The sequence below is a fragment of the Streptomyces sp. PKU-EA00015 genome, from assembly GCF_013387495.1.
In the GTDB taxonomy this organism is placed as follows: domain Bacteria; phylum Actinomycetota; class Actinomycetes; order Streptomycetales; family Streptomycetaceae; genus Streptomyces.
Genome location: NZ_JABZEE010000008.1, coordinates 186678 through 207001 on the forward strand (window position 1 = coordinate 186678; position 20324 = coordinate 207001).

19 protein-coding genes are annotated in these 20324 nt (G+C 71.1%); 15 read left to right on the forward strand and 4 right to left on the reverse strand.

Translation table 11 applies throughout. The features are described from left to right. Positions 1-36: 36 nt before the first annotated feature. The 10 genes from HW130_RS08715 to HW130_RS08760 all read left to right on the forward strand — a co-directional run bounded on the left by HW130_RS08715 (position 37) and on the right by HW130_RS08760 (position 7925). On the forward strand, positions 37-864 hold the full coding sequence (locus HW130_RS08715) for a DUF72 domain-containing protein (RefSeq protein WP_177148858.1): 828 nt from the start codon (positions 37-39) through the stop codon (positions 862-864). Between the two features lie 82 nt (positions 865-946). Continuing rightward, positions 947-1690 (forward strand): metalloregulator ArsR/SmtB family transcription factor, encoded by a 744-nt coding sequence (locus HW130_RS08720; RefSeq protein WP_177148859.1) that lies wholly within the window; start codon positions 947-949, stop codon positions 1688-1690. After that, complete coding sequence (gene sufB, locus HW130_RS08725) at positions 1687-3108, forward strand: Fe-S cluster assembly protein SufB (RefSeq protein ID WP_177148860.1); 1422 nt, start codon at positions 1687-1689, stop codon at positions 3106-3108. The genes HW130_RS08720 and sufB overlap by 4 nt, the downstream gene beginning before the upstream one ends. A 62-nt stretch (positions 3109-3170) precedes the next feature. Then, positions 3171-4352 carry a Fe-S cluster assembly protein SufD gene (gene sufD / locus HW130_RS08730; RefSeq protein ID WP_177148861.1) on the forward strand — a complete coding sequence of 394 codons (1182 nt, stop codon included), beginning with the start codon at positions 3171-3173 and terminating at the stop codon, positions 4350-4352. Then, positions 4352-4669, forward strand: coding sequence for a non-heme iron oxygenase ferredoxin subunit (locus HW130_RS08735; RefSeq protein ID WP_177148862.1), 318 nt, complete (start codon positions 4352-4354; stop codon positions 4667-4669). The genes sufD and HW130_RS08735 overlap by 1 nt, the downstream gene beginning before the upstream one ends. Before the next feature lie 7 nt (positions 4670-4676). Next, entirely contained in the window at positions 4677-5441 is a 765-nt protein-coding gene (sufC, locus tag HW130_RS08740) for a Fe-S cluster assembly ATPase SufC (RefSeq protein ID WP_177148863.1), read from the forward strand. Continuing rightward, positions 5438-6694 carry a cysteine desulfurase gene (locus HW130_RS08745; RefSeq protein WP_177148864.1) on the forward strand — a complete coding sequence of 419 codons (1257 nt, stop codon included), beginning with the start codon at positions 5438-5440 and terminating at the stop codon, positions 6692-6694. Before sufC ends, HW130_RS08745 begins: the two co-directional genes overlap by 4 nt. A 9-nt stretch (positions 6695-6703) precedes the next feature. Then, the gene (gene sufU / locus HW130_RS08750) at positions 6704-7174 is read left to right on the forward strand and encodes a Fe-S cluster assembly sulfur transfer protein SufU (protein ID WP_177148865.1); all 471 of its coding nucleotides are present in this window, start codon (positions 6704-6706) and stop codon (positions 7172-7174) included. Beyond that, complete coding sequence (locus HW130_RS08755; RefSeq protein ID WP_177148866.1) at positions 7171-7509, forward strand: metal-sulfur cluster assembly factor; 339 nt, start codon at positions 7171-7173, stop codon at positions 7507-7509. Before sufU ends, HW130_RS08755 begins: the two co-directional genes overlap by 4 nt. 50 nt (positions 7510-7559) lie before the next feature. Continuing rightward, positions 7560-7925, forward strand: coding sequence for a VOC family protein (locus HW130_RS08760; RefSeq protein WP_177148867.1), 366 nt, complete (start codon positions 7560-7562; stop codon positions 7923-7925). Positions 7926-7940: 15 nt separating this feature from the next. On the opposite strand, the gene HW130_RS08765 is transcribed toward HW130_RS08760, so the two are convergent. Beyond that, complete coding sequence (locus HW130_RS08765) at positions 7941-9257, reverse strand: helix-turn-helix domain-containing protein (protein ID WP_309140367.1); 1317 nt, start codon at positions 9255-9257, stop codon at positions 7941-7943. Between the two features lie 271 nt (positions 9258-9528). On the opposite strand from HW130_RS08765, the gene HW130_RS08770 reads away from it, so the two are divergent. Beyond that, a complete protein-coding gene (locus tag HW130_RS08770; RefSeq protein ID WP_177148868.1) occupies positions 9529-10491 on the forward strand; it encodes a triacylglycerol lipase in 963 nt (320 codons plus the stop codon). A 58-nt stretch (positions 10492-10549) separates the two neighbouring features. On the opposite strand, the gene HW130_RS08775 is transcribed toward HW130_RS08770, so the two are convergent. Next, positions 10550-11569, reverse strand: a complete 1020-nt coding sequence (locus tag HW130_RS08775) for a hypothetical protein (protein WP_309140368.1) — start codon at positions 11567-11569, stop codon at positions 10550-10552. 296 nt (positions 11570-11865) lie between these two features. Between HW130_RS08775 and dapD the strand changes: the two genes are divergently transcribed. Further along, on the forward strand, positions 11866-12867 hold the full coding sequence (gene dapD, locus HW130_RS08780; protein ID WP_177148870.1) for a 2,3,4,5-tetrahydropyridine-2,6-dicarboxylate N-succinyltransferase: 1002 nt from the start codon (positions 11866-11868) through the stop codon (positions 12865-12867). A gap of 121 nt (positions 12868-12988) precedes the next feature. Further along, positions 12989-13189: a hypothetical protein gene (locus HW130_RS08785; RefSeq protein WP_177148871.1), complete on the forward strand. Its 201-nt coding sequence runs from the start codon at positions 12989-12991 to the stop codon at positions 13187-13189. On the opposite strand, the gene dapA is transcribed toward HW130_RS08785, so the two are convergent. Beyond that, on the reverse strand, positions 13174-14082 hold the full coding sequence (gene dapA / locus HW130_RS08790) for a 4-hydroxy-tetrahydrodipicolinate synthase (protein WP_177148872.1): 909 nt from the start codon (positions 14080-14082) through the stop codon (positions 13174-13176). The two genes, HW130_RS08785 and dapA, sit on opposite strands and share 16 nt — an antisense overlap. A 150-nt stretch (positions 14083-14232) precedes the next feature. Further along, complete coding sequence (locus HW130_RS08795) at positions 14233-16071, reverse strand: endonuclease/exonuclease/phosphatase family protein (protein ID WP_177148873.1); 1839 nt, start codon at positions 16069-16071, stop codon at positions 14233-14235. A gap of 358 nt (positions 16072-16429) precedes the next feature. Between HW130_RS08795 and HW130_RS08800 the strand changes: the two genes are divergently transcribed. Both HW130_RS08800 and HW130_RS08805 read left to right on the forward strand, forming a co-directional pair. Beyond that, positions 16430-17947 carry a hypothetical protein gene (locus tag HW130_RS08800; protein WP_177148874.1) on the forward strand — a complete coding sequence of 506 codons (1518 nt, stop codon included), beginning with the start codon at positions 16430-16432 and terminating at the stop codon, positions 17945-17947. 792 nt (positions 17948-18739) lie between these two features. Continuing rightward, positions 18740-20155 (forward strand): alkaline phosphatase PhoX, encoded by a 1416-nt coding sequence (locus tag HW130_RS08805; protein ID WP_177148923.1) that lies wholly within the window; start codon positions 18740-18742, stop codon positions 20153-20155. The last annotated feature ends 169 nt before the right edge of the window (positions 20156-20324 follow it).

Genomic DNA, 20324 nt, shown 5'->3' on the forward strand with positions numbered 1-20324 from the left:
CACGGTGAGGCGGCCGGAACGGGGAAGGATCACCGTATGCCCGTGTTCATCGGCACCTCCGGGTGGCAGTACAGGGACTGGCGCGGCGTCCTCTATCCCGAGGGCGTGCCCCAGCGGCTCTGGCTGGAGGAGTACGCGCGCCGCTTCGTGACCGTCGAGAACAACAACGCCTTCTACCGGCTGCCCGAGCGCAGGACCTTCGCCGAATGGCGTGAGCGCACGCCCGACGGCTTCGTCATGGCGGTGAAGGTCAGCCGGTTCCTCACCCACATCAAGCGGCTGAAGGATCCCGAGGAGCCCGTCGAGCGGCTCATGGGCCGCGCCGAGGCGCTGGGGGAGCGGCTGGGGCCCGTCCTGCTGCAGCTGCCGCCCACGCTCCGCGCCGACGCCCGGGCGCTGGACGCGGTGCTCGCCTGCTTCCCGCGCGGGGTGCGCGTGGCCGTCGAACCGCGCCACGACTCGTGGTGGACCGACGAGATCGCCGGGGTGCTGGCGGCCCGGGGCGCCGCCCTGTGCTGGGCGGACCGCGGCTCGCGGCCGGTGACGCCGCTGTGGCGGACCGCCGACTGGGGCTATCTGCGCTTCCACGAGGGCCGCGCGAGGCCGTGGCCGGGCTACGGGCGGCAGGCACTCGTGTCCTGGGCGGACCGCGTGGCCGACGCCTGGCCCGACCGGTCGGACGTGTACGCGTTCTTCAACAACGACCCGGGCGGCGCGGCCGTCCGGGACGCGGCCGCGTTCACGCGGGCGGTGGTCGCGAGGGGACGCACGGCGGTCCCTCCGGCGGCGGAGGGACCGGGCGCGAGCACCCCGGCGGACCTGCGAAGCAGACGTCCGAGTGATCATTTCCGCAGGTCAGATTAGGTATGCCTAAGTGACGCACGGCACCGTGCGGTGATCCGGACGCGGCTTGTCACTCTCTGAGGAATTACGCAACAATGGCGTTGTGAAAAACGTAGGCGAGGCTCCCCACGAGGAACTCGCGACCGGTGAGCGCTCCACGCGCAACCGCGTCGCGCGCTCCATCCTGGACCACGGCCCGTCCACCGTGGCCGACCTCGCGGGCCGTCTCGGACTCACGCAGGCAGCCGTCCGCCGTCACCTCGACTCGCTCGTCTCCGACAATGTCGTGGAGGCACGCGAGCAGCGCGTCTACGGCGCGCGCACGCGCGGGCGCCCCGCCAAGGTGTTCGCCCTGACCGACTGCGGCCGCGACGCCTTCGACCAGTCGTACGACACGCTGGCCGTCGACGCCCTGCGCTGGATCGAGCAGCACGCCGGAGGGGAGTCGGCCGTCGCCGCCTTCGCCCGGGACCGGATCGAGGCCCAGGCCGACGCCTATCGCGCCGCCGTCGAGGCCGCGGCCCCGGAGGAGCGCACGGAAGCGCTGGCCAAGGCTCTCAGCGCCGACGGGTACGCTGCCACGGCCCGTACCGCGCCGGTCGGCGAGCAGCTCTGCCAGCACCATTGCCCGGTCGCCCACGCGGCCGAGAAGTACCCGCAGCTGTGCGAGGCGGAGACCGAGTTCTTCTCGAAGCTCCTCGGGACGCACGTACAGCGGCTCGCCACGATCGCCCACGGCGACGGCGTCTGCACGACGTTCATCCCGCGCGGCTCTCCCCAGAGCGGCGCCGCACAGACCACCACATCACCAGCATCTGCAAGCACGGCCGGGAGGAACCCCGCATGACTCTCCCCACGGAGACTGCCCACCCCGAACTCGAGGGTCTGGGTAAGTACGAATTCGGCTGGGCCGACTCCGACGAGGCCGGCGCCGCTGCCAAGCGCGGTCTCAACGAGGACGTCGTCCGGGACATCTCCGCGAAGAAGAACGAGCCGGAGTGGATGCTGAAGCTGCGGCTGAAGGGTCTGCGGCTGTTCGACAAGAAGCCGATGCCGAGCTGGGGCTCGGACCTGTCGGGCATCGACTTCGACAACATCAAGTACTTCGTGCGCTCCACCGAGGCCCAGGCCGCCTCGTGGGAGGAGCTGCCCGAGGACATCAAGAACACCTACGACAAGCTCGGCATCCCGGAGGCGGAGAAGCAGCGCCTGGTCGCCGGTGTCGCCGCGCAGTACGAGTCCGAGGTCGTCTACCACCAGATCCGTGAGGACCTGGAGGAGCAGGGCGTCATCTTCCTCGACACGGACACCGCGCTGAAGGAGCACCCGGAGCTCTTCCAGGAGTACTTCGGCACCGTCATCCCGGTCGGCGACAACAAGTTCGCGTCGCTGAACACGGCCGTGTGGTCCGGCGGGTCGTTCATCTACGTCCCCAAGGGCGTCCACGTGGACATCCCGCTGCAGGCCTACTTCCGTATCAACACGGAGAACATGGGCCAGTTCGAGCGGACGCTGATCATCGTCGACGAGGACGCCTACGTCCACTACGTCGAGGGCTGCACCGCCCCGATCTACTCCTCGGACTCGCTGCACAGCGCCGTGGTCGAGATCATCGTCAAGAAGGGCGGCCGCTGCCGCTACACGACCATCCAGAACTGGTCGAACAACGTCTACAACCTGGTCACCAAGCGCGCCGTGGCGTACGAGGGCGCGACCATGGAGTGGGTTGACGGCAACATCGGCTCCAAGGTGACCATGAAGTACCCGGCCGTCTACCTGATGGGCGAGCACGCCAAGGGCGAGACCCTGTCCATCGCCTTCGCGGGCGAGGGCCAGCACCAGGACGCCGGCGCCAAGATGGTCCACATGGCCCCGAACACCTCGTCCAACATCGTCTCCAAGTCGGTGGCGCGAGGCGGTGGCCGTACGTCCTACCGCGGTCTGATCGAGATCGGCGAGGGCGCGCCGGGCGCGAAGTCCAACGTGCTCTGCGACGCTCTGCTGGTCGACACGATCTCCCGCTCCGACACCTACCCGTACGTCGACGTCCGCGAGGACGACGTCTCCATGGGTCACGAGGCGACCGTCTCCAAGGTCTCCGAGGACCAGCTCTTCTACCTGATGAGCCGCGGCATGACCGAGTTCGAGGCGATGGCGATGATCGTGCGCGGCTTCGTCGAGCCGATCGCCAAGGAACTCCCCATGGAGTACGCGCTGGAGCTCAACCGGCTGATCGAGCTGCAGATGGAGGGCTCGGTGGGCTGACGCCTTCCGGGACCGCAAGCAGCGACTGACTTCTGACGTAGGAAGAGAGCAAGACGACAGCCATGGCTGAGGCTCAGAACATCCCGGTGGGCTCCACCACCGCCGGCTCGATCGCGGTGGCCGCCGAGTCGACCGTCGCCACCCGTATGAGTGCGCCCCCGTCGTTCGACGTGGCGGACTTCCCGGTTCCGCACGGCCGCGAGGAGGAGTGGCGCTTCACTCCCCTGGAGCGCCTCGCCGGACTGCACGACGGCACCGCCGTCGCCACCGGCACCGGCGTCAAGGTCGCGATCGACGCCCCCGACGGCGTCGTCGTCGAGACCGTCGGCCGCGACGACGCGCGGCTCGGCAAGGCGGGCACCCCGGTGGACCGCGTCGCCGCCCAGGCGTACTCCTCCTTCGAGCAGGCCTCGGTCGTCACCGTGCCCAAGGAGACCGTGCTCGCCGAGCCGATCCGCATCGCGGTGCACGGCGAGGGCGGTGTCGCCTTCGGCCACCAGGTCGTCGAGCTCGGCGCGTTCGCCGAGGCCGTCGTGGTCATCGACCACACCGGCGACGCGGTGCTCGCCGCCAACGTGGACTACGTCCTCGGCGACGGCGCCAAGCTCACCGTCGTCTCCGTCCAGGACTGGGACGACAAGGCCGTCCACGTCGCCCAGCACAACGCGCTGGTCGGCCGCGACGCCTCCTTCAAGTCCGTCGTCGTCACCTTCGGCGGCGACCTCGTGCGCCTCCACCCGCGGGTCGCCTACGCCGGCACCGGCGGCGAGGCCGAGCTCTTCGGTCTGTACTTCACCGACAAGGGCCAGCACCAGGAGCACCGCCTCCTCGTCGACCACAACACCCCGCACTGCAAGTCCAACGCGGTGTACAAGGGCGCTCTCCAGGGCGACGACGCCCACGCGGTGTGGATCGGCGACGTCCTCATCCGGGCCGCGGCCGAGGGCACCGACACGTACGAGATGAACCGCAACCTCGTCCTCACGGACGGCGCGCGCGTCGACTCCGTGCCGAACCTCGAGATCGAGACCGGCGAGATCGTCGGCGCCGGCCACGCCTCGGCCACCGGCCGCTTCGACGACGAGCAGCTCTTCTACCTGATGGCCCGCGGCATCCCGGAGGCCGAGGCCCGCCGCCTGGTCGTCCGCGGCTTCTTCGCGGAGCTCGTCCAGCAGATCGGGCTGCCGGACGTCGAGGAGCGCCTCATCGCCAAGATCGAGGCCGAGCTGGAGGCTTCCGTCTGATGGCCTTCGTCCGAGCCTGTGGGCTGAGCGAGCTGGAGGAGGACACCCCGAAGCGGGTGGAGCTCGACGGCACGCCGGTCTCCATCGTCCACACCGAGGGCGAGGTGTTCGCGATCTACGACATCTGCTCGCACGCGAACGTCTCGCTGTCGGAGGGCGAGGTGGAGGACTGCCAGATCGAGTGCTGGCTGCACGGATCGGCCTTCGACCTCCGCACCGGCAAGCCGTCCGGCCTTCCCGCGACGCGCCCTGTGCCCGTATACCCCGTAAAGATCGAAGGGGACGATGTTCTCGTCTCCGTCACACAGGAGAACTGAAGTCCCCATGGCAACGCTTGAAATCCGCGACCTGCGCGTCTCCGTCGAGGCCGACAACGCCACCAAGGAGATCCTCAAGGGCGTCGACCTGACCGTGAAGCAGGGCGAGACCCACGCCATCATGGGCCCGAACGGCTCCGGCAAGTCGACCCTCGCGTACTCCCTCGCCGGCCACCCCAAGTACACGATCACCGGTGGCACCGTGACCCTGGACGGCGAGGACGTCCTGGAGATGTCCGTCGACGAGCGCGCCCGCGCCGGTCTCTTCCTCGCCATGCAGTACCCGGTCGAGGTGCCCGGCGTCTCGGTCTCCAACTTCCTGCGCACCTCCGCCACCGCCATCCGCGGCGAGGCCCCCAAGCTGCGCACGTGGGTGAAGGAGGTCAAGGAGTCCATGGAGCGTCTGCACATGGACCCGGCCTTCGCCGAGCGCAACGTCAACGAGGGCTTCTCCGGCGGTGAGAAGAAGCGCCACGAGATCCTCCAGCTGGAGCTCCTCAAGCCGAAGATCGCGATCCTCGACGAGACCGACTCCGGCCTCGACGTCGACGCCCTGCGCATCGTCTCCGAGGGTGTCAACCGCGTCCGCGAGACCGGGGAGGTCGGCACCCTGCTGATCACGCACTACACGCGCATCCTGCGCTACATCAAGCCCGACTTCGTCCACGTCTTCTCCGGCGGCCGCATCGTCGAGTCCGGCGGCGCCGAGCTGGCCGACAAGCTGGAGGCCGAGGGGTACGAGTCCTACACGAAGGGTGGCGTATCCGCGTGACACATCTGCCGGGCCTCCTCGACACCGAGGCGATCCGCAAGGACTTCCCGATCCTCGACCGGGTGCTCCACGACGGCAAGAAGCTCATCTACCTGGACAACGCGGCGACCTCGCAGACGCCGCGCCAGGTGATCGACGTGCTCAGTGAGTACTACGAGCAGCACAACGCCAACGTGCACCGCGGCGTGCACGTGCTCGCCGAGGAGGCCACGGCGCTGTACGAGGGCGCGCGCGACAAGGTCGCCGCGTTCATCAACGCGCCGAGCCGCGACGAGGTGATCTTCACCAAGAACGCCTCGGAGTCGCTCAACCTCGTGGCCAACATGCTCGGCTGGGCCGACGAGCCCTACCGGGTGGACAGCGACACCGAGGTCGTCATCACGGAGATGGAGCACCACTCCAACATCGTTCCGTGGCAGCTGCTCGCGCAGCGCACCGGCGCGAAGCTGAAGTGGTTCGGCCTCACCGACGACGGCAGGCTCGACCTGTCGAACATCGAAGAGATCATCACCGAGAAGACGAAGATCGTCTCCTTCACGCTGGTCTCCAACATCATGGGCACCGTCAACCCGGTCGAGACGATCGTCCGCCGCGCCCAGGACGTCGGCGCGCTGGTGCTGATCGACGCCTCGCAGGCCGCCCCGCACATGGTGTTGGACGTGCAGGCGCTGCAGGCCGACTTCGTGGCCTTCACCGGCCACAAGATGTGCGGCCCGACCGGTATCGGTGTGCTGTGGGGACGGCAGGAACTCCTGGAGGACCTGCCGCCGTTCCTCGGCGGCGGCGAGATGATCGAGACCGTCTCGATGCACTCCTCGACGTACGCTCCCGCGCCGCACAAGTTCGAGGCGGGTACGCCCCCGATCGCGCAGGCCGTCGGCCTCGGCGCGGCCGTGGACTACCTCACCTCGATCGGTATGGACAAGATCGCCCAGCACGAGCACGCGCTCACCGAGTACGCGGTGAAGCGGCTCCTGGAGGTGCCCGACCTCCGGATCATCGGCCCGACCACGGCCGAGGACCGCGGCGCCGCGATCTCGTTCACGCTCGGTGACATCCACCCGCACGACGTGGGCCAGGTCCTGGACGAGCAGGGCATCGCGGTCCGGGTCGGCCACCACTGCGCGCGGCCGGTCTGCCTGCGGTACGGAATTCCTGCGACCACGCGGGCGTCGTTCTATCTGTACTCCACGCCGGCCGAGGTCGACGCCTTGGTCGACGGCCTGGAGCACGTACGGAACTTCTTCGGGTAGGGGTTGGTCGTGAAGCTGGATTCGATGTACCAGGACGTCATCCTGGACCACTACAAGCACCCGCACGGCCGGGGCTTGCGGGACGGTGACGCCGAGGTGCACCACGTCAACCCCACCTGCGGTGACGAGATCACGCTGCGGGTGAAGTACGACGGGTCGCGCATCGCGGACGTGTCGTACGAGGGCCAGGGCTGTTCCATCAGTCAGGCCTCCGCCTCCGTGCTGAACGAGCTCCTCGTCGGCAAGGAGCTCGCCGAGGCGCAGAAGATCCAGGCCACCTTCCTGGAACTGATGCAGTCCAAGGGCCAGATCGAGCCGGACGACGCGATGGAGGAGGTGCTGGAGGACGCGGTCGCGTTCGCCGGTGTCTCCAAGTACCCGGCTCGCGTGAAGTGCGCGCTGCTGAGCTGGATGGCGTGGAAGGACGCGACCGCCCAGGCGCTGGGCGACGGCACCGACGCCGAGAGGAAGACGGCATGACCGAGAACGCTGGGGCGGCGCTGAAGCCTGCCTCCGAGGAAGAGATCCGCGAGGCGCTGTACGACGTCGTCGACCCCGAGCTGGGCATCGACGTCGTCAATCTGGGCCTGATCTACGGCATCCACATCGACGACTCCAATGTCGCGACCCTCGACATGACGCTGACGTCGGCGGCCTGTCCGCTGACGGACGTCATCGAGGACCAGGCGAAGGCCGCGACGGACGGCATCGTCAGCGAGCTGAAGATCAACTGGGTCTGGATGCCGCCGTGGGGTCCGGACAAGATCACGGACGACGGCCGCGAGCAGCTGCGGGCGCTCGGCTTCAACGTCTGATCCGGGCGATCTCCCGGGAACGGCCATGCCTGCCAGGCAGACTGGCGGGCATGGCCGTTTCTCTGTACCAGATCGCGATCGACTGTCATGACGCCGCCGCGCTCGCCCGGTTCTGGACGCGGGTCCTCGACTGGCAGATCGTCTACGAGGATCCCGAGGAGATCGTCATCGGGGCCGGTCCGAGCGCGCTGCCGGGCATCGTGTTCCTCACCGTGCCCGAGACCAAGACCGTCAAGAACCGGCTGCACATCGACCTCACCCCCGACGACCAGGCCGCCGAGGTCGAGAGGATCATCGCGCTCGGGGCGCGGCGTGCGGACGTCGGGCAGGGGGACGACGTCACATGGGTGATCCTCACCGACCCCGAGGGCAACGAGTTCTGCGTGCTGCGGCCGAAGAAGACCCTGCTCGACTGAAGCCCGGGCATCACGTCATCGCGCCTCGGTGCCGCCGTCCGCGGCGCCGTCCGCCGCTCCCGGCCGGGCGCCCAGCGCGTCGTGGGCGCTCAGCGCCGCGCGCACCCGCATGACGTCGGCACCCGACGTGGCGTCCAGCCCGGTCGCCTCCGCCGCGCGGCGCAGCCGGTAGTCCACCGTGTTCGGGTGCACGCGCAGCCGCTCGGCGGTCAGCTGGCGGCTGAGTCCGCTGTCCAGGAACGCGCGCAGCGTGCCGAGCAGTTCGGGGCGGTCGGCGAGCGGGCGCATCAGCTCGGCCAGGGCGTCGCGGGCCGGGCCCGGCTGCATCAGCTGGTACTCCAGCAGCACGTCCCCGAGCCGGTGGACGCCCGGCTCCCGGCCCGCCGACACCGCCACCCGCCGCACCTCCTCCGCCAGCCGGACCGCCGCCCCCACGCCCTCCGGGGCGGCCGCCGCCGCGCCGGCCACGATGTCGACCCCGGCCACGCGGCTCATGTGCGACACCACGGTGGCCAACCGGTTCCAGTCCCGGCCGGCCAGCAGCGCGGCGTCCGTGTCGTACGGGATGAGCGCGAGCCCGCTGTCGCCGGTGAGGGCCGACAGCACCTGGCCCTCGGCGTGCCGTTCCAGCTCCACCCGCAGCCGCCGCAGCTTCCGCTGCCTGGCGATCACGGGACTGACCCCCGGGGCCCGCTCGTCGGGGTGGGTGCCGATGGCCATGGCCAGGACCAGATAGCAGGCGGGGAGCCCGATGCCCCAGCGGGCGGCCGTCGCCGGCACGTCCTCCCCGTCGACGAGCGCCGTGAGCATCGCCTGCCGGGCCGACTGCTCCTCGCCCGCGGCCGCCTGGCGCTCCGCGAAGTAACCCGCCACCACGTTGGCCGTCATCCGTTCCAGGAACCGCAGCACCAGCTGGTTCGCGGTCCTCACCTGCGACAGGTCCTCGGGCGTCGCGTGCGCCGACATCCGTTCCAGGCACTCCTGCGCCCCCACGTGGTAGGCGCTGATCACCGCCTCCACCGGAACGCCCTCCTCGGCCCGCTTGGCGGCGGACTGCCGCAGGACCTGCAACTGTGTCTCGTCCGGCAGTTCGCCGGTGCGCAGGACGCCGATGAAGGCGCGTATGCCCTGGCCGATGACCCGCTGCGTCTCACTGCGCAACTGCTCGGCCGGCAGGGTGCCGTAGACGGGCACATGGTCGACGAGTCGTGCGAGGACACGGGCGGCCAGCTCGTCCACCGACCCGGCCAGGCGCTGGTGCACCGGAACCCCGCCGAAGGCGAGCGGCACGTACCCCTCACGGTCCATGGTCACGTACCCATCACTGTCCACGGTGGCGACCTCATCGACGCTGCTGACCTTACTTGCCGGTAATAAGGTCGCCGCAGGACACGCGGGGTGTCAATGCCGACGCGCGGGCGAGGGGTGAGTACCCCGGGAGGGTGTTGTGACAGCTCACAAGCCCTCGGCGGATTGTTTGGACGCCGCCCGGGACCGAGTGCGGCGAACTCGCGGCAGGCTGCTCCGGGGCATCCCCGTGCCCCGTACGACTCCGCCGACATCAGCCCCGGGACGGGCTGATCGACCCCCACAGGAGCAACCGATGTCAGGGATCGAGTGGTCCGCCCGTCGCCTGCGCACCGCACTGGCCGCAGCCGCCGTGTCCGCGGCCGCCGTCGTCACCTGCGCCGCCGCCCCGGCGCAGGCGGCCGAGGAGAAACCGCTGCGCGAGGGCGGCGTCCCGCAGGCGCTGTGGAACTACGCGGTCTCCCCGGGGGCCGTGCCGGGCGCCAACGACTGGTCGTGCAGGCCCAGCGCCCAGCATCCCGACCCGGTGATCCTCCTGCCGGGCACCTTCTTCAACATCGGCGCCAACTTCGTGAAGGCCGCCCCGCGCCTGAAGAACGACGGCTACTGCGTCTACGCCATGAACTACGGCTTCACCCCGCTGTCCTTCCAGCGCGTCGGCGGGCTCGGCTCCAACCGCGACTCGGCCGCGCAGCTGGACGCCTTCGTGACGCGGGTCCAACAGGCGACCGGTGCCGGGAAAGTGGACATCGTCGGCCACTCGCTCGGCGGCAGCGTGCCGATGTGGTGGATGAAGAAGATGGGCGGCGCGAAGAAGGTCGACGACTATGTCGGCTGGGCCCCCAGCTCCCACGGCACCGACCTCAACGGCATCGTGGACCTCGGCGAGAAGCTGAAGCTCATGGGCTTCGGCACCGGCCTGTCGAACACGGCACGGTTCCCCGGCGTCGTCGAGCAGACCCGCACCAGCGACTACACCCGGGAGATGTGGGCCGACGGGGACCGGGTGCCGGACGGACCCGAGTACACCGTCATCATGACCAGGTACGAGAAGGTCGTCACCCCGTACGCCACCCAGGCCCTGACCGGCAAGAACGTGAACAACATCGTCCTGCAGGACATGTGCCCCGACGACAGGGCCGGCCACATGGGGCTGTTCGACGACGACCCGACGCTCCAGATGACCATGAACGCCCTGGCCGACGGGCCCGTCGACTTCCGGCCCACGTGCACGGGATACGGCATGCAGTTCCTGTGAGCGCGCACGCCGCGCGGAGCCCCGCGGCCCGGCTCCCGGGCCGCGGGGCTCCGGCGTCTCAGGCCCCGTACGCGGCCGGCGGCTGCTGCGGCGGCAGCCCGGCCGCCTCGGCGAGCGAGGGCGCCAGATTCTCCTTGCGGATGCGCTGGTCGACGTAGAGCAGAGCGACGACCAGCTGCGGGAAGGCCGAGGTGAGGATCTGGCCCACCAGCGTGGTCAGCAGTCCGAACACCATCGTCGTGAGCACGATCGTGACGGCCACACCTCCGCTGGCCGCCTCGTCCTCCAGGGAAGCGGGTCCGGTGGGGATCAGACTCAGCAGCTGGAACACCAGCTGGATGAGGTAGCTCGCCGCGGCCGCCATCACGAAGGCCAGCAGCGAGATGCCGAACACCCGCCACCACGCGCCCCGCACCAGCTGTGCCGAGCGCGCCATCGCGCCGATGGTGCCCTGCCCCTCGAAGACGGCGACGGCCGGCGCGAAGCTGAACCGCACCCACAGCCAGATCGCCACGGGCCCGGTCGCCAGCATGCCGAGGAAGCCGACCAGGATCAGCCAGCCCCACTCGCCCGAGCCGTCGACGGCCAGCGCGATCATCGTCACGACCATGCCGATGAAGGCCAGGGTCATCAGCACCAGCGGGACCGCGGCGATCAGCGCGGTGATCACGACGGTGCCGAGCACCGCCCCCACACGCGGCCGCACCCGGCCCCAGATGACTCCGATGCCCGACGGGCGCCCGAGCACCGCGTCCTGCAGGACCGCGGGGCAGGAGGCGTAGACGACGGCGTTCGCCACCAGCAGCGCGACGATGCCGAAGACGTACACGCCCGCGAAGGTCGCCACCAGCGGCATGATCTGGTCACTGCCCGGCGCGCTCTCCCCGGACCAGTCCAGCAGCCGGTGCAGCTCCTCCTTCATCGACAGATAGGCGAGCGCGAGCGCCCCGCCGAACACCACAAGAGCCACGCCGTAGACGGCGAGCGCGAAGCCGAGCAGCTGCTTCCAGTGCCGGCCGATCGTGGCGAACGCCCCGCCGAGGATCTCGCCGAGGCCGAGCGGTCCGAGTGGTATCACCCCCGGCTTGGGCGGCGGCGGTGCCCAGGCGCCCCACGCGGGCGGCCCCGGATAAGGCGTGTTGCCCCCCGGATGAGGCGTGTTTCCGTAAGCCATTGAAGTCCCCCCATGTCAGATGACGGCGGGCCGCCGCGGCGCCCGTCCGGACGAACAAGGTAGCCGGGGCCGTCGGAGTGACAGACTCCGCCCCCGAGCGCCCTGTCCCCCCTCTTCCCCGTGCCGTCCGGCGCGACGCGGACGCCCGGCACCTGAGACCGGTTCGCCGACGCGGGCCCCGGCCGGTTAGGTTTCCTGTCATGACTGACTCGTCCGACAGCACCACTGCTCAGCGCACCACCGGTGCCGTGGCCGCAGGCCTCGCCACCGTCACCGCCGAGGGCGTCGTCCTCGACACCTGGTACCCCGCCCCCGAGCTCACCGCCGAGCCCGGCCCCGCCGGCACCGAGCGGCTGACCGCCGAGCGTGCCGTGGAGCTCCTCGGCGACGGCGCCGCGCGGGCCATCGGCCCGGACGCCCGCCGCGGGGTCGAGGTCGTCGCCGTTCGCACGGTCATCGCCTCGCTCGACGACAAGCCGCTGGACGCCCACGACGCGTACCTGCGCCTCCACCTGCTCTCCCACCGGCTGGTCAAGCCGCACGGTCTGAGCCTGGAGGGCCTCTTCGGGCTGCTCGCGAACGTCGCCTGGACCAGCCTCGGCCCCGTCGCGGTGGACCAGATCGAGACCGTGCGCCTCAACGCCCGCGCCGAGGGGCTGCACCTGCAGGTGACCTCGATCGACAAGTTCCCGCGGATGACCGACTATGTGGCTCCCAAGGGCGTGCGGATCGCCGACGCCGACCGTGTCCGGCTCGGTGCGCACCTCGCCGAGGGCACCACCGTCATGCACGAGGGCTTCGTCAACTTCAACGCCGGCACCCTCGGCACCTCGATGGTCGAGGGCCGTATCTCCGCGGGCGTCGTCATCGGCGACGGTTCCGACATCGGCGGCGGCGCCTCCACCATGGGCACCCTGTCCGGTGGCGGCAACGTCATCATCTCCCTCGGTGAGCGCTGCCTGATCGGCGCCGAGGCGGGTGTCGGCATCGCGCTCGGCGACGAGTGCGTCGTCGAGGCCGGCCTGTACGTCACGGCCGGCACCCGCGTCACGATGCCCGACGGCCAGATCGTCAAGGCCCGGGAACTGTCCGGCGCGTCGAACATCCTCTTCCGCCGCAACTCGGTCACCGGCACCGTCGAGGCCCGCCCGAACAACGCGGTCTGGGGCGGCCTCAACGAGGTGCTCCACAGCCACAACTGATCTCCGCGGTTCCTCGCTTCCATCGTGTGACTCTGCGTAACCCCCGCCGCGGGCGGACGGATAAGCAGGTCGCATGCGGAGTCGCACGACCCCGCTCCCACAGGTGAGGCGAGGAACCGACATGAAGACCAGGCTGAGCGCTCTCGGCGTGTGCGCGCTGTTCGCGGCGATGCCGCACGGCGTCGCACACGCCGACGAGACGCACGTCGACTCGCACAACGGGCACAGCGTCACGCTGGTCTCGACAGGGCAGATCGACGATCCGCTCGAGGACGTGCTCGAACACGTCGCCGTGCTCGGCGGCGTCTACACCGGCGGCTGACCGGCCGCGCGCTCCAGTCGCCGGTACGCCTCCAGCAGGCCGTCGGTCGCCTCGCGGCCGGCGGGCTGCAGCGGTTCACGGACCGGTCCGGCCGGCCGGCCGAGCGCGCCGAGCAGCGCCTTGGCGGTCACGGTGCCCGGCAGCCCCGACGCCATCATCGACTCCGAGAGCGGCAGGGCGAGTTGGTTGAGCCGGGCGGCCCGAGCGGTGTCCCCGGCGTCGTAGGCGTCGAGGACCGCGCGCATATGGGGCGCGGCGACGTTGGCCACCGTCGAGACGAATCCGGCGCCGCCCACCGCGTACAGCGGCAGGTTCATCTCCTCGCAGCCCGAGTAGTACGCGAGCCCGCTGCCGGCGATGACCTTGGTGCTGCCCAGCAGGTCGTACGCGCAGTCCTTCACCGCCGCGACGCGGGGGTGGTCCGCCAGCCGCAGCATCGTCTCCGGCTCGATGCGCACGCCCGTGCGGCCGGGGATGTCGTACAGCATCAGCGGAGCACCGACGGCGTCGGCCACCCGGCGGAGGTGCGCCTCGATCGCCGGCTGGGGCGGGCGGCTGTAGTACGGGGCGGTCACGAGCAGCCCGTCGGCGCCCGCCTGCTCGGCCTCGCGCGCCAGTGCCACGGTGTGGCGGGTGTCCGCGGTGCCGACGCCCGCCACGATCGCGGCCCGGTCGCCGACCTCCTCGGCCACCGCCCGCACCAGGGCCGCCTTCTCGGCGTCGGACGTCGTGGGGGACTCACCGGTGGTGCCGGAGAGCACCAGTCCGTCGCAGCCGTCGTCGACCAGCCGGGCGGCGAGCTTCCGTGCGCCGTCGAGATCCAGGGCGCCGTCGTCGGTGAAGGGCGTGACCATGGCGCACAGGGCGCGGCCGAAAGGGCGAGAAGATGACATGTCCGCAGTGTGGCCGCAGGGCCGGTAAAGCTCCAGTTACATCTGCTTCGCGTGAAAGTGAAGCAGCGCTGAGAGGTCCCCGGATCGCCAGGTCACAGCGGCGCCGGGCCGGTGCGCGGGCCGCGGGGCCCGCACACCGGCGGCTGCTCCTTACGGGCGGAAGCGCAGCACCTGCGGGTCGTGGTCGCTGTTCTGCTCCGCGAACTCCGCGTTGATGTGCACGCTGTCGTACGAGAAGTCGTCGATCGACGGGCTCGTCAGGATCTGGTCGAGGACCTGGCTGTTGCCCTGGAAGACGTAGGAGTAGCGCTCCGAGCGCGGCAGGGACGTGATGGCCGGATACAGGGCTCCGTCGTCCGTCAGTGCCTTCGTCGTCGCCGAGAACTCGAAGTCGTTGATGTCGCCGAGGACCACGACGTCGGCCCTGCGGTCGGCCTTGAGGATGTCCTTGACGAAGGCGTTGACCGACTGCGCCTGGAGGAGGCGCTTGGCCTCGGAAGAACGATTCGGCGGCTGGTGGTGCGAGGTCAGGCCCTCGTCGCCGCCCTTGGAGCCGAAGTGGTTGGCGATCACGAAGACCGTGCGGCCGCGGAAGGTGAACTCGCCGGCCAGCGGCTTGCGGCTGTTCTCCCAGGCGGAGTTCGCCGGGTCGATGCGTCCGGGCGAGAGCGTCAGGGCCGCCCGGCCGCGCTCGCGCACGACACCGGTCGCCGTCGTGGCGTCGCCGCCCGCGCGGTCGGTGAAGGAGACCCGGTCGGGGTTGAACAGGAAGACCTGACGGATGTTGCCGCCGGGCTCGCCGCCGTCCTTGTTGTTCAGCGGGTCCACGGACCGCCACGCGTACGCCGGACCGCCGGCCGCGACGATCGCGTCCGTGAACTTCTTCAGCGTCTGGCCGGCCGCGACCGTGCCGTCGTTCTTCGCGCCGTTGTCGTCCTGGATCTCCTCCAGCGCGAGGATGTCGGGCGACGAGAGGTTCTCGACGACGGCCTTCGCCAGCGCGTCGAACTTGGCCTGCGGGTCCGACGGGTCCAGGTTCTCCACGTTGTACGTGGCCACCGCCAGTTCGCCGTTCCGCTGCGGGCGCGTGCTCTCGCGCTCGAGGCCGCGGTCCGTCACCGTGCCCAGGGTGCGGGCGGTCAGGGTGTAGCCGCCGAACTGGTTGAAGTCCAGCGGGCCCTCGGTCGTGCCAGCGAGCACGTCACCGACGTTCGCCTTGGGGAACGGCTTCTCGGCGAGAGGCGTCAGCGACTGGATCTGCAGGCGCCCGGTGTTCTGCGAGGTGTACGAGCCGTAGACCGTGCCGCCGCGGCGGTTGTCGTTCTCGTACGGCTTGACCGTCACCCACAGCTCCGCGTACGGGTCGGTGGCGCCGACCACGCGGGACGTGCCGATGCGGACGTTGGCGCCCTCCAGCGACTCGTAGTAGTCCAGGGCGTACGTACGCGGCCGCAGGGGAAGGGCGTTGATGCTGTTGCCGGCCGCCGGGTCGCCCTCGGGGGCGTACGCGCCGGGGACGGACCAGGCCGAGACCGTGACGGGCGCGGGGAGTTCGTTGCCCCGCGAGACCACCGTGACGGCCGGCCTGGCTATCTGCGTCAGCGACTGGTTGCCCGAGTTGGTGCCGCCCGGTACGTACTCGCCGACCGTGCCGGAGACCAGCACCTGGTCGCCGACGGCGACGGTCGGGACGGAACCGGTGTAGACGAAGACGCCCTCGCTGGTGGCGTCGTCGTCGTCGGCCTGCGGGTCCTGGAACCAGAAGCCCCGGGAGCCGTACGTCCGAACGCCCGTGACGATGCCCGGCACATCGGTGACCTGGCGCCCCACGAGCGGGGACGTCCGGGTGGTGCCCTGGATGTCGTGGATCCGTACCTGGGCGGTCTCGGCCGCGGTGGCGCCGGTGGAACCGGCGAGCAGCCCGGCGGCCAGCGCGGCGACGACGACAGCGGCGACGGCGGGCGTTCTCGGTACGACGGAGGAAGGCATCGGGGTTTCTCCGGAGGTGTGAGGGATGAGGGGTGCCGGCGGCGCCGGCGGGGTCCTGCGTGTTCTACGCGCGTCAATCTCTTGGCTCGACAGGGCAGTTGTCAAGAGTCGCCGGATGTACGGGGGTGGACGCGTGGGTGAACACGGCAGCGTGACGGCTTTCCACGGCTGAGGGCGTCCCAGTCACACCATGTGCCCCACAGGCACCCTTGGAGGTGGCCTCTTCCCGGTGCGCCGCGAAACCTCCTCGAATGCGTCTACGCTGGCACCGCCCGGGTCCCCCTGCGTCCGGGTCCCTTACGTCCGGGGGCCCGTGAGCCTGCCCCGGATCCCGTACGCCGCGGAGGAGAACCAGCCCATGCCCGAAGACCGCCCCACCCTTCCGCCGGTCCGGCTGCACCCGGACGCGGAGCTGGCTCGGGCCGCGCTCGGCGCCCCGCTGCTCGCGCGGGCCGTCAGGCTCGCCCGTTGGGCGGGCCCGGGGACGCGGGTCGGCGCCGGTGGCGAACTCGTCGACGAGCAACTTCCCGACGCCGCAGCGGTGTTGGGCCTCGCCGGGGACGAGGAAGGGGCCGCGTACGCGAGCGAGGCGTGGCGCGTGGCCGTCGACACCGGGCTCGTCGAGGTCGAGGACGCCGACGACGTTGCCGACGATGTTGCCGGTGCCGGTGCCGGTGCCGGTGCCGGTGACGTGACCGGCGGCGACGACGCCGATGACGATGTCGCGGGCGGCGCGGGCGCCGGGGCCAACCTGGCGCTGGTCACCGGGGGTTCGCCGCAGGACGTGCTCGGCCTGTGGCTGGACGCCCTGGACGTCGTCCTCGCGGACGCGAGCGCGCCCTTCTTCGACGACATCGCCGACGTCGTCGGGACAGACGGCGGAGTCGACTTCGAGGCGCTCGGCTGGGACCCGGAGGCGGAGGCCGACTTCCTGGAAGGCGTCCTCGGCAACCTGTACCTGCTGACCGTCTCCGACGGCGGCGCCGGTGACCATCCGGTCCCGCTGCCCGTGCTCGCGGCGTCGATGATCGTGCCCGAGGACATGGGGGAACCGACGGACGACGTGCTGGAGCAGGTCTCCGAGGCGATGATGCGCCTCGACGACCAGTTCCGTCTGCTGGAGCCCATCGGGCTTGTCGAGTACCGGCCGGTCGACGAGGCGCTGATGGCGGAGGAGACCGAGGACGCGGCGATCCAGACCCCGGCCGACGACGAGGACGTCTCCCGGTACGGGATGGTCAGGCTCACCCCGCTCGGCCTGTACGGCATCCGGGCCCGGATGCTGGAGGCGGGCGTCGACGCACCCGCCGTGGGGGAACTCGCGGACAAGGGCGCGGAGGTCCTGCTCGACCGGCTGACGCACTTCCCCGAGCCTGCCGCGCGCGCCGAGACCGAGCAGTGGCTGGCCCGGCGCGCACCGGCCGCCGCCGCCCGCGACCTGCTCGCCGCGGCCCGCGGTGCCGACGGCGGGGCGCCGCTGCGCCGTCTCCACTGCCAGCAGGCCCTCACGCTGGTCGGCCCGCACGCCGAACCGGAGGTCCGCGCGGTCCTCGACGACGCCGAACTCGGCGGCCTGGCCCGGGTGTGGCTCGCGGAGCGCGGCGCGTCCGACGTGCCGCCGCCGCCGGAGTCGATGATCTTCTGGCTGGCGATCGACACCATCGCGGCGCAGCTCGACGCGGACGGCGAGGTCGAGGAACTCCAGGGCCTGGTGGAGGGCCTGGTCGGTCAGCACAGCGGGTTCTTCGACGCGGCGTGGCGGGTGGAGCATCCGCGGACGGCGGACGTGCTGGAGGCGATGGGCAGGCTGCACGGGGACAAGCGGGTGGCGAAGGATGCCCGCAAGGCGGCCTTCAAGTCCCGCTCGTCCCACTGACACCCGGGGTCTCCCGGCCCTTGGGGGTGCCGTCCGGCTACCGGACGTTGCGGTCCCCCGCTCCCGCCTGTGGAGCCGATGGTGGAAGCCGGTGTTCCCCGCGGGGGCGGTGGCCACGGCCCGTCTCGGGGCACGCGGCGCCAAGCTGCCGCGGCCGGGGGGTGGGGGCGGCAGCCGCCATGAGCGCCCGCCCCTGCTGGGGCGTAATTCCCCAGGTGGGGGGCGGGGTGCCGGAAACGCCGCGGCGCGAAGCGGCCGCAGCCGGGGCGGCAGTCCCATGTCCTGCCCGGCCCCGCAGAGGCGGGGGCCGAGCCCCGGTTCCGGGAGGAGGCCGGAGGGGAGAAGCTCCGTGGCGCGGCGTTGCCGCAGCCGGGGGTGTGGGCGGGTCGGCCCCACGTGCGTCTTCCGTCCGGCAGGACCCGGGGCGCAACCCCAGGTTGGGGAAGGGACGAGAAGCCGCCGCCCCCAGGGCAGGGGGGCGGCAACGCCCATGAGCCCCTGACCGCAGGAAGTCCGGGGCGTGGCCCCCAGGTTGGGGAGCGGGGCCGGGTGGAGGAAGCGCTCCAGGCGCGGAGGTGCCGCGTCCGGGAGTGGGGTCCGCGTGCCGCAGGGGTCTGGGGCGCAGCCCCGGTTCCGGGAAGGGGCGGGGTGGGGGAAGCACCCCCGGCGCAACGCTGCGGCCGGGTGTCCGGGGCGGCAGGGCCCGGTGTCGGGTGGCGTTCAGGACGTGTTCAGGCGCGCGCGTCATCGTGGCGCACGTCCGATCGATGCGTGGCCACCCAGGAGACCTTCATGCCGCTCAGCCGCAGGGAATTCACCAGACACTCCGCAGGCGTCGCCCTCGCCGGAGCCGTCGGGGCGCTCGCCACCGCGCCCGGAGCGCTCGCGGACGCGGGCGAGGAGCTCGACCGGGAGCCCGGCTACGGCCCCCTGGTGCCCGACCCCGACGGCATCCTCTCGCTGCCCGCGGGATTCTCGTACCGGATCCTCACCCGCACCGGCGTCACGCGCCTGGAGTCCGGCGAGTTCACGCCCGGCAAGCACGACGGGACGGCGACGTTCGAGGGGCCCCGCGGGTCGACCCTGCTCGTCGTGAACCACGAGCTCAGGGGCGACCGCAGCAGGATCGCGCACCCCGTTCCGCTCGCCGAGGGCCTCGTCTACGACCCGGCCGCACCGGGCGGCTGCACGGTCGTCGAGAGCCACCGCGGAGGCGAGGTCGCTCAGTGGGTCGGCGTCTCCGGCACCGCGCAGAACTGCGCCGGCGGTACGACGCCCTGGGGCACCTGGCTCACCTGCGAGGAGACCGAGGACCGCGCCGGCCAGAACGGCATGACCAAGGACCACGGCTACGTCTTCGAGGTCGACCCCTACGACCGTCGCGCCAACCGCGCGCCCGAGCCCGTCAAGGCGCTCGGCCGCTTCGCCCACGAGGCCGTCGTCGTCGACCCCCAGCGCGCCCACCTGTACCTCACCGAGGACGCCTCGGGCCCCAACGGCCTGCTCTACCGCTGGGTTCCGCCGCACGGCTTCGAGCACGGACGCGGGCGGCTGCGCACCCTCGCCGACGACGCGGGCGTGCTCCAGGCCGCCAAGTGCTTCGACTCGGGCGGGCGGTTCGTGGACGACCTGTCCCGCGCCACGAAGATCGGCACGGTCTACGGCGTGGACTGGGCCGAGATCCCCGACCGTGACGCCCGGACCGTCTCCGTGCGCAAGCAGTTCACGGACGGCGAGATCACCCGGGGCCGCAAGCTCGAAGGCATGTGGTGGGGCGACGGCGGCGTCTACGTGGTCTCCTCGTACGCCCGCGAGGAGAGCCCCGCCCAGCACGACGGCCAGATCTGGTTCTACAACCCGCGCCGGCGGACGCTGACCCTGAAGGTGCTGCTCGGTGTGAACCCCGACCGGTCGCAGGACGGCGCCTTCGACGGTCCGGACAACATCACGGTGTCCCCGTACGGCGGCCTGATCATCGCCGAGGACGGCGAGGGCGTGCAGCACCTGTTCGGCGCCACGGACAGCGGCCGCACGTACCCGATCGCGCGCAACGAACTGAACGTGGGCACCGAGGAGGACCCGGACTACAGCGAGTTCGCCGGTGTCGTCTTCTCGCCCGACGGCCGCACCCTGTACGCGAGCATCCAGACCCCCGGCATCATGTTCGCCGTCACCGGCCCCTGGAAGCGGCAGCCGGACCGGCACTGACCGCCCCCGCCGGCCGCCGGAAAATACGTGGCGCGCCCGGCATCGCGTTTTCTAGAGTCACCACCACGAGCTGCACCTCCCGGTGCGCCGGCCGCGGCTACTTCCTCTGACAAAAGACGCCGCTGCCACCTGGGATCTCGGGAGGCGCAGTTTCGTGAGGCGCCCGTTT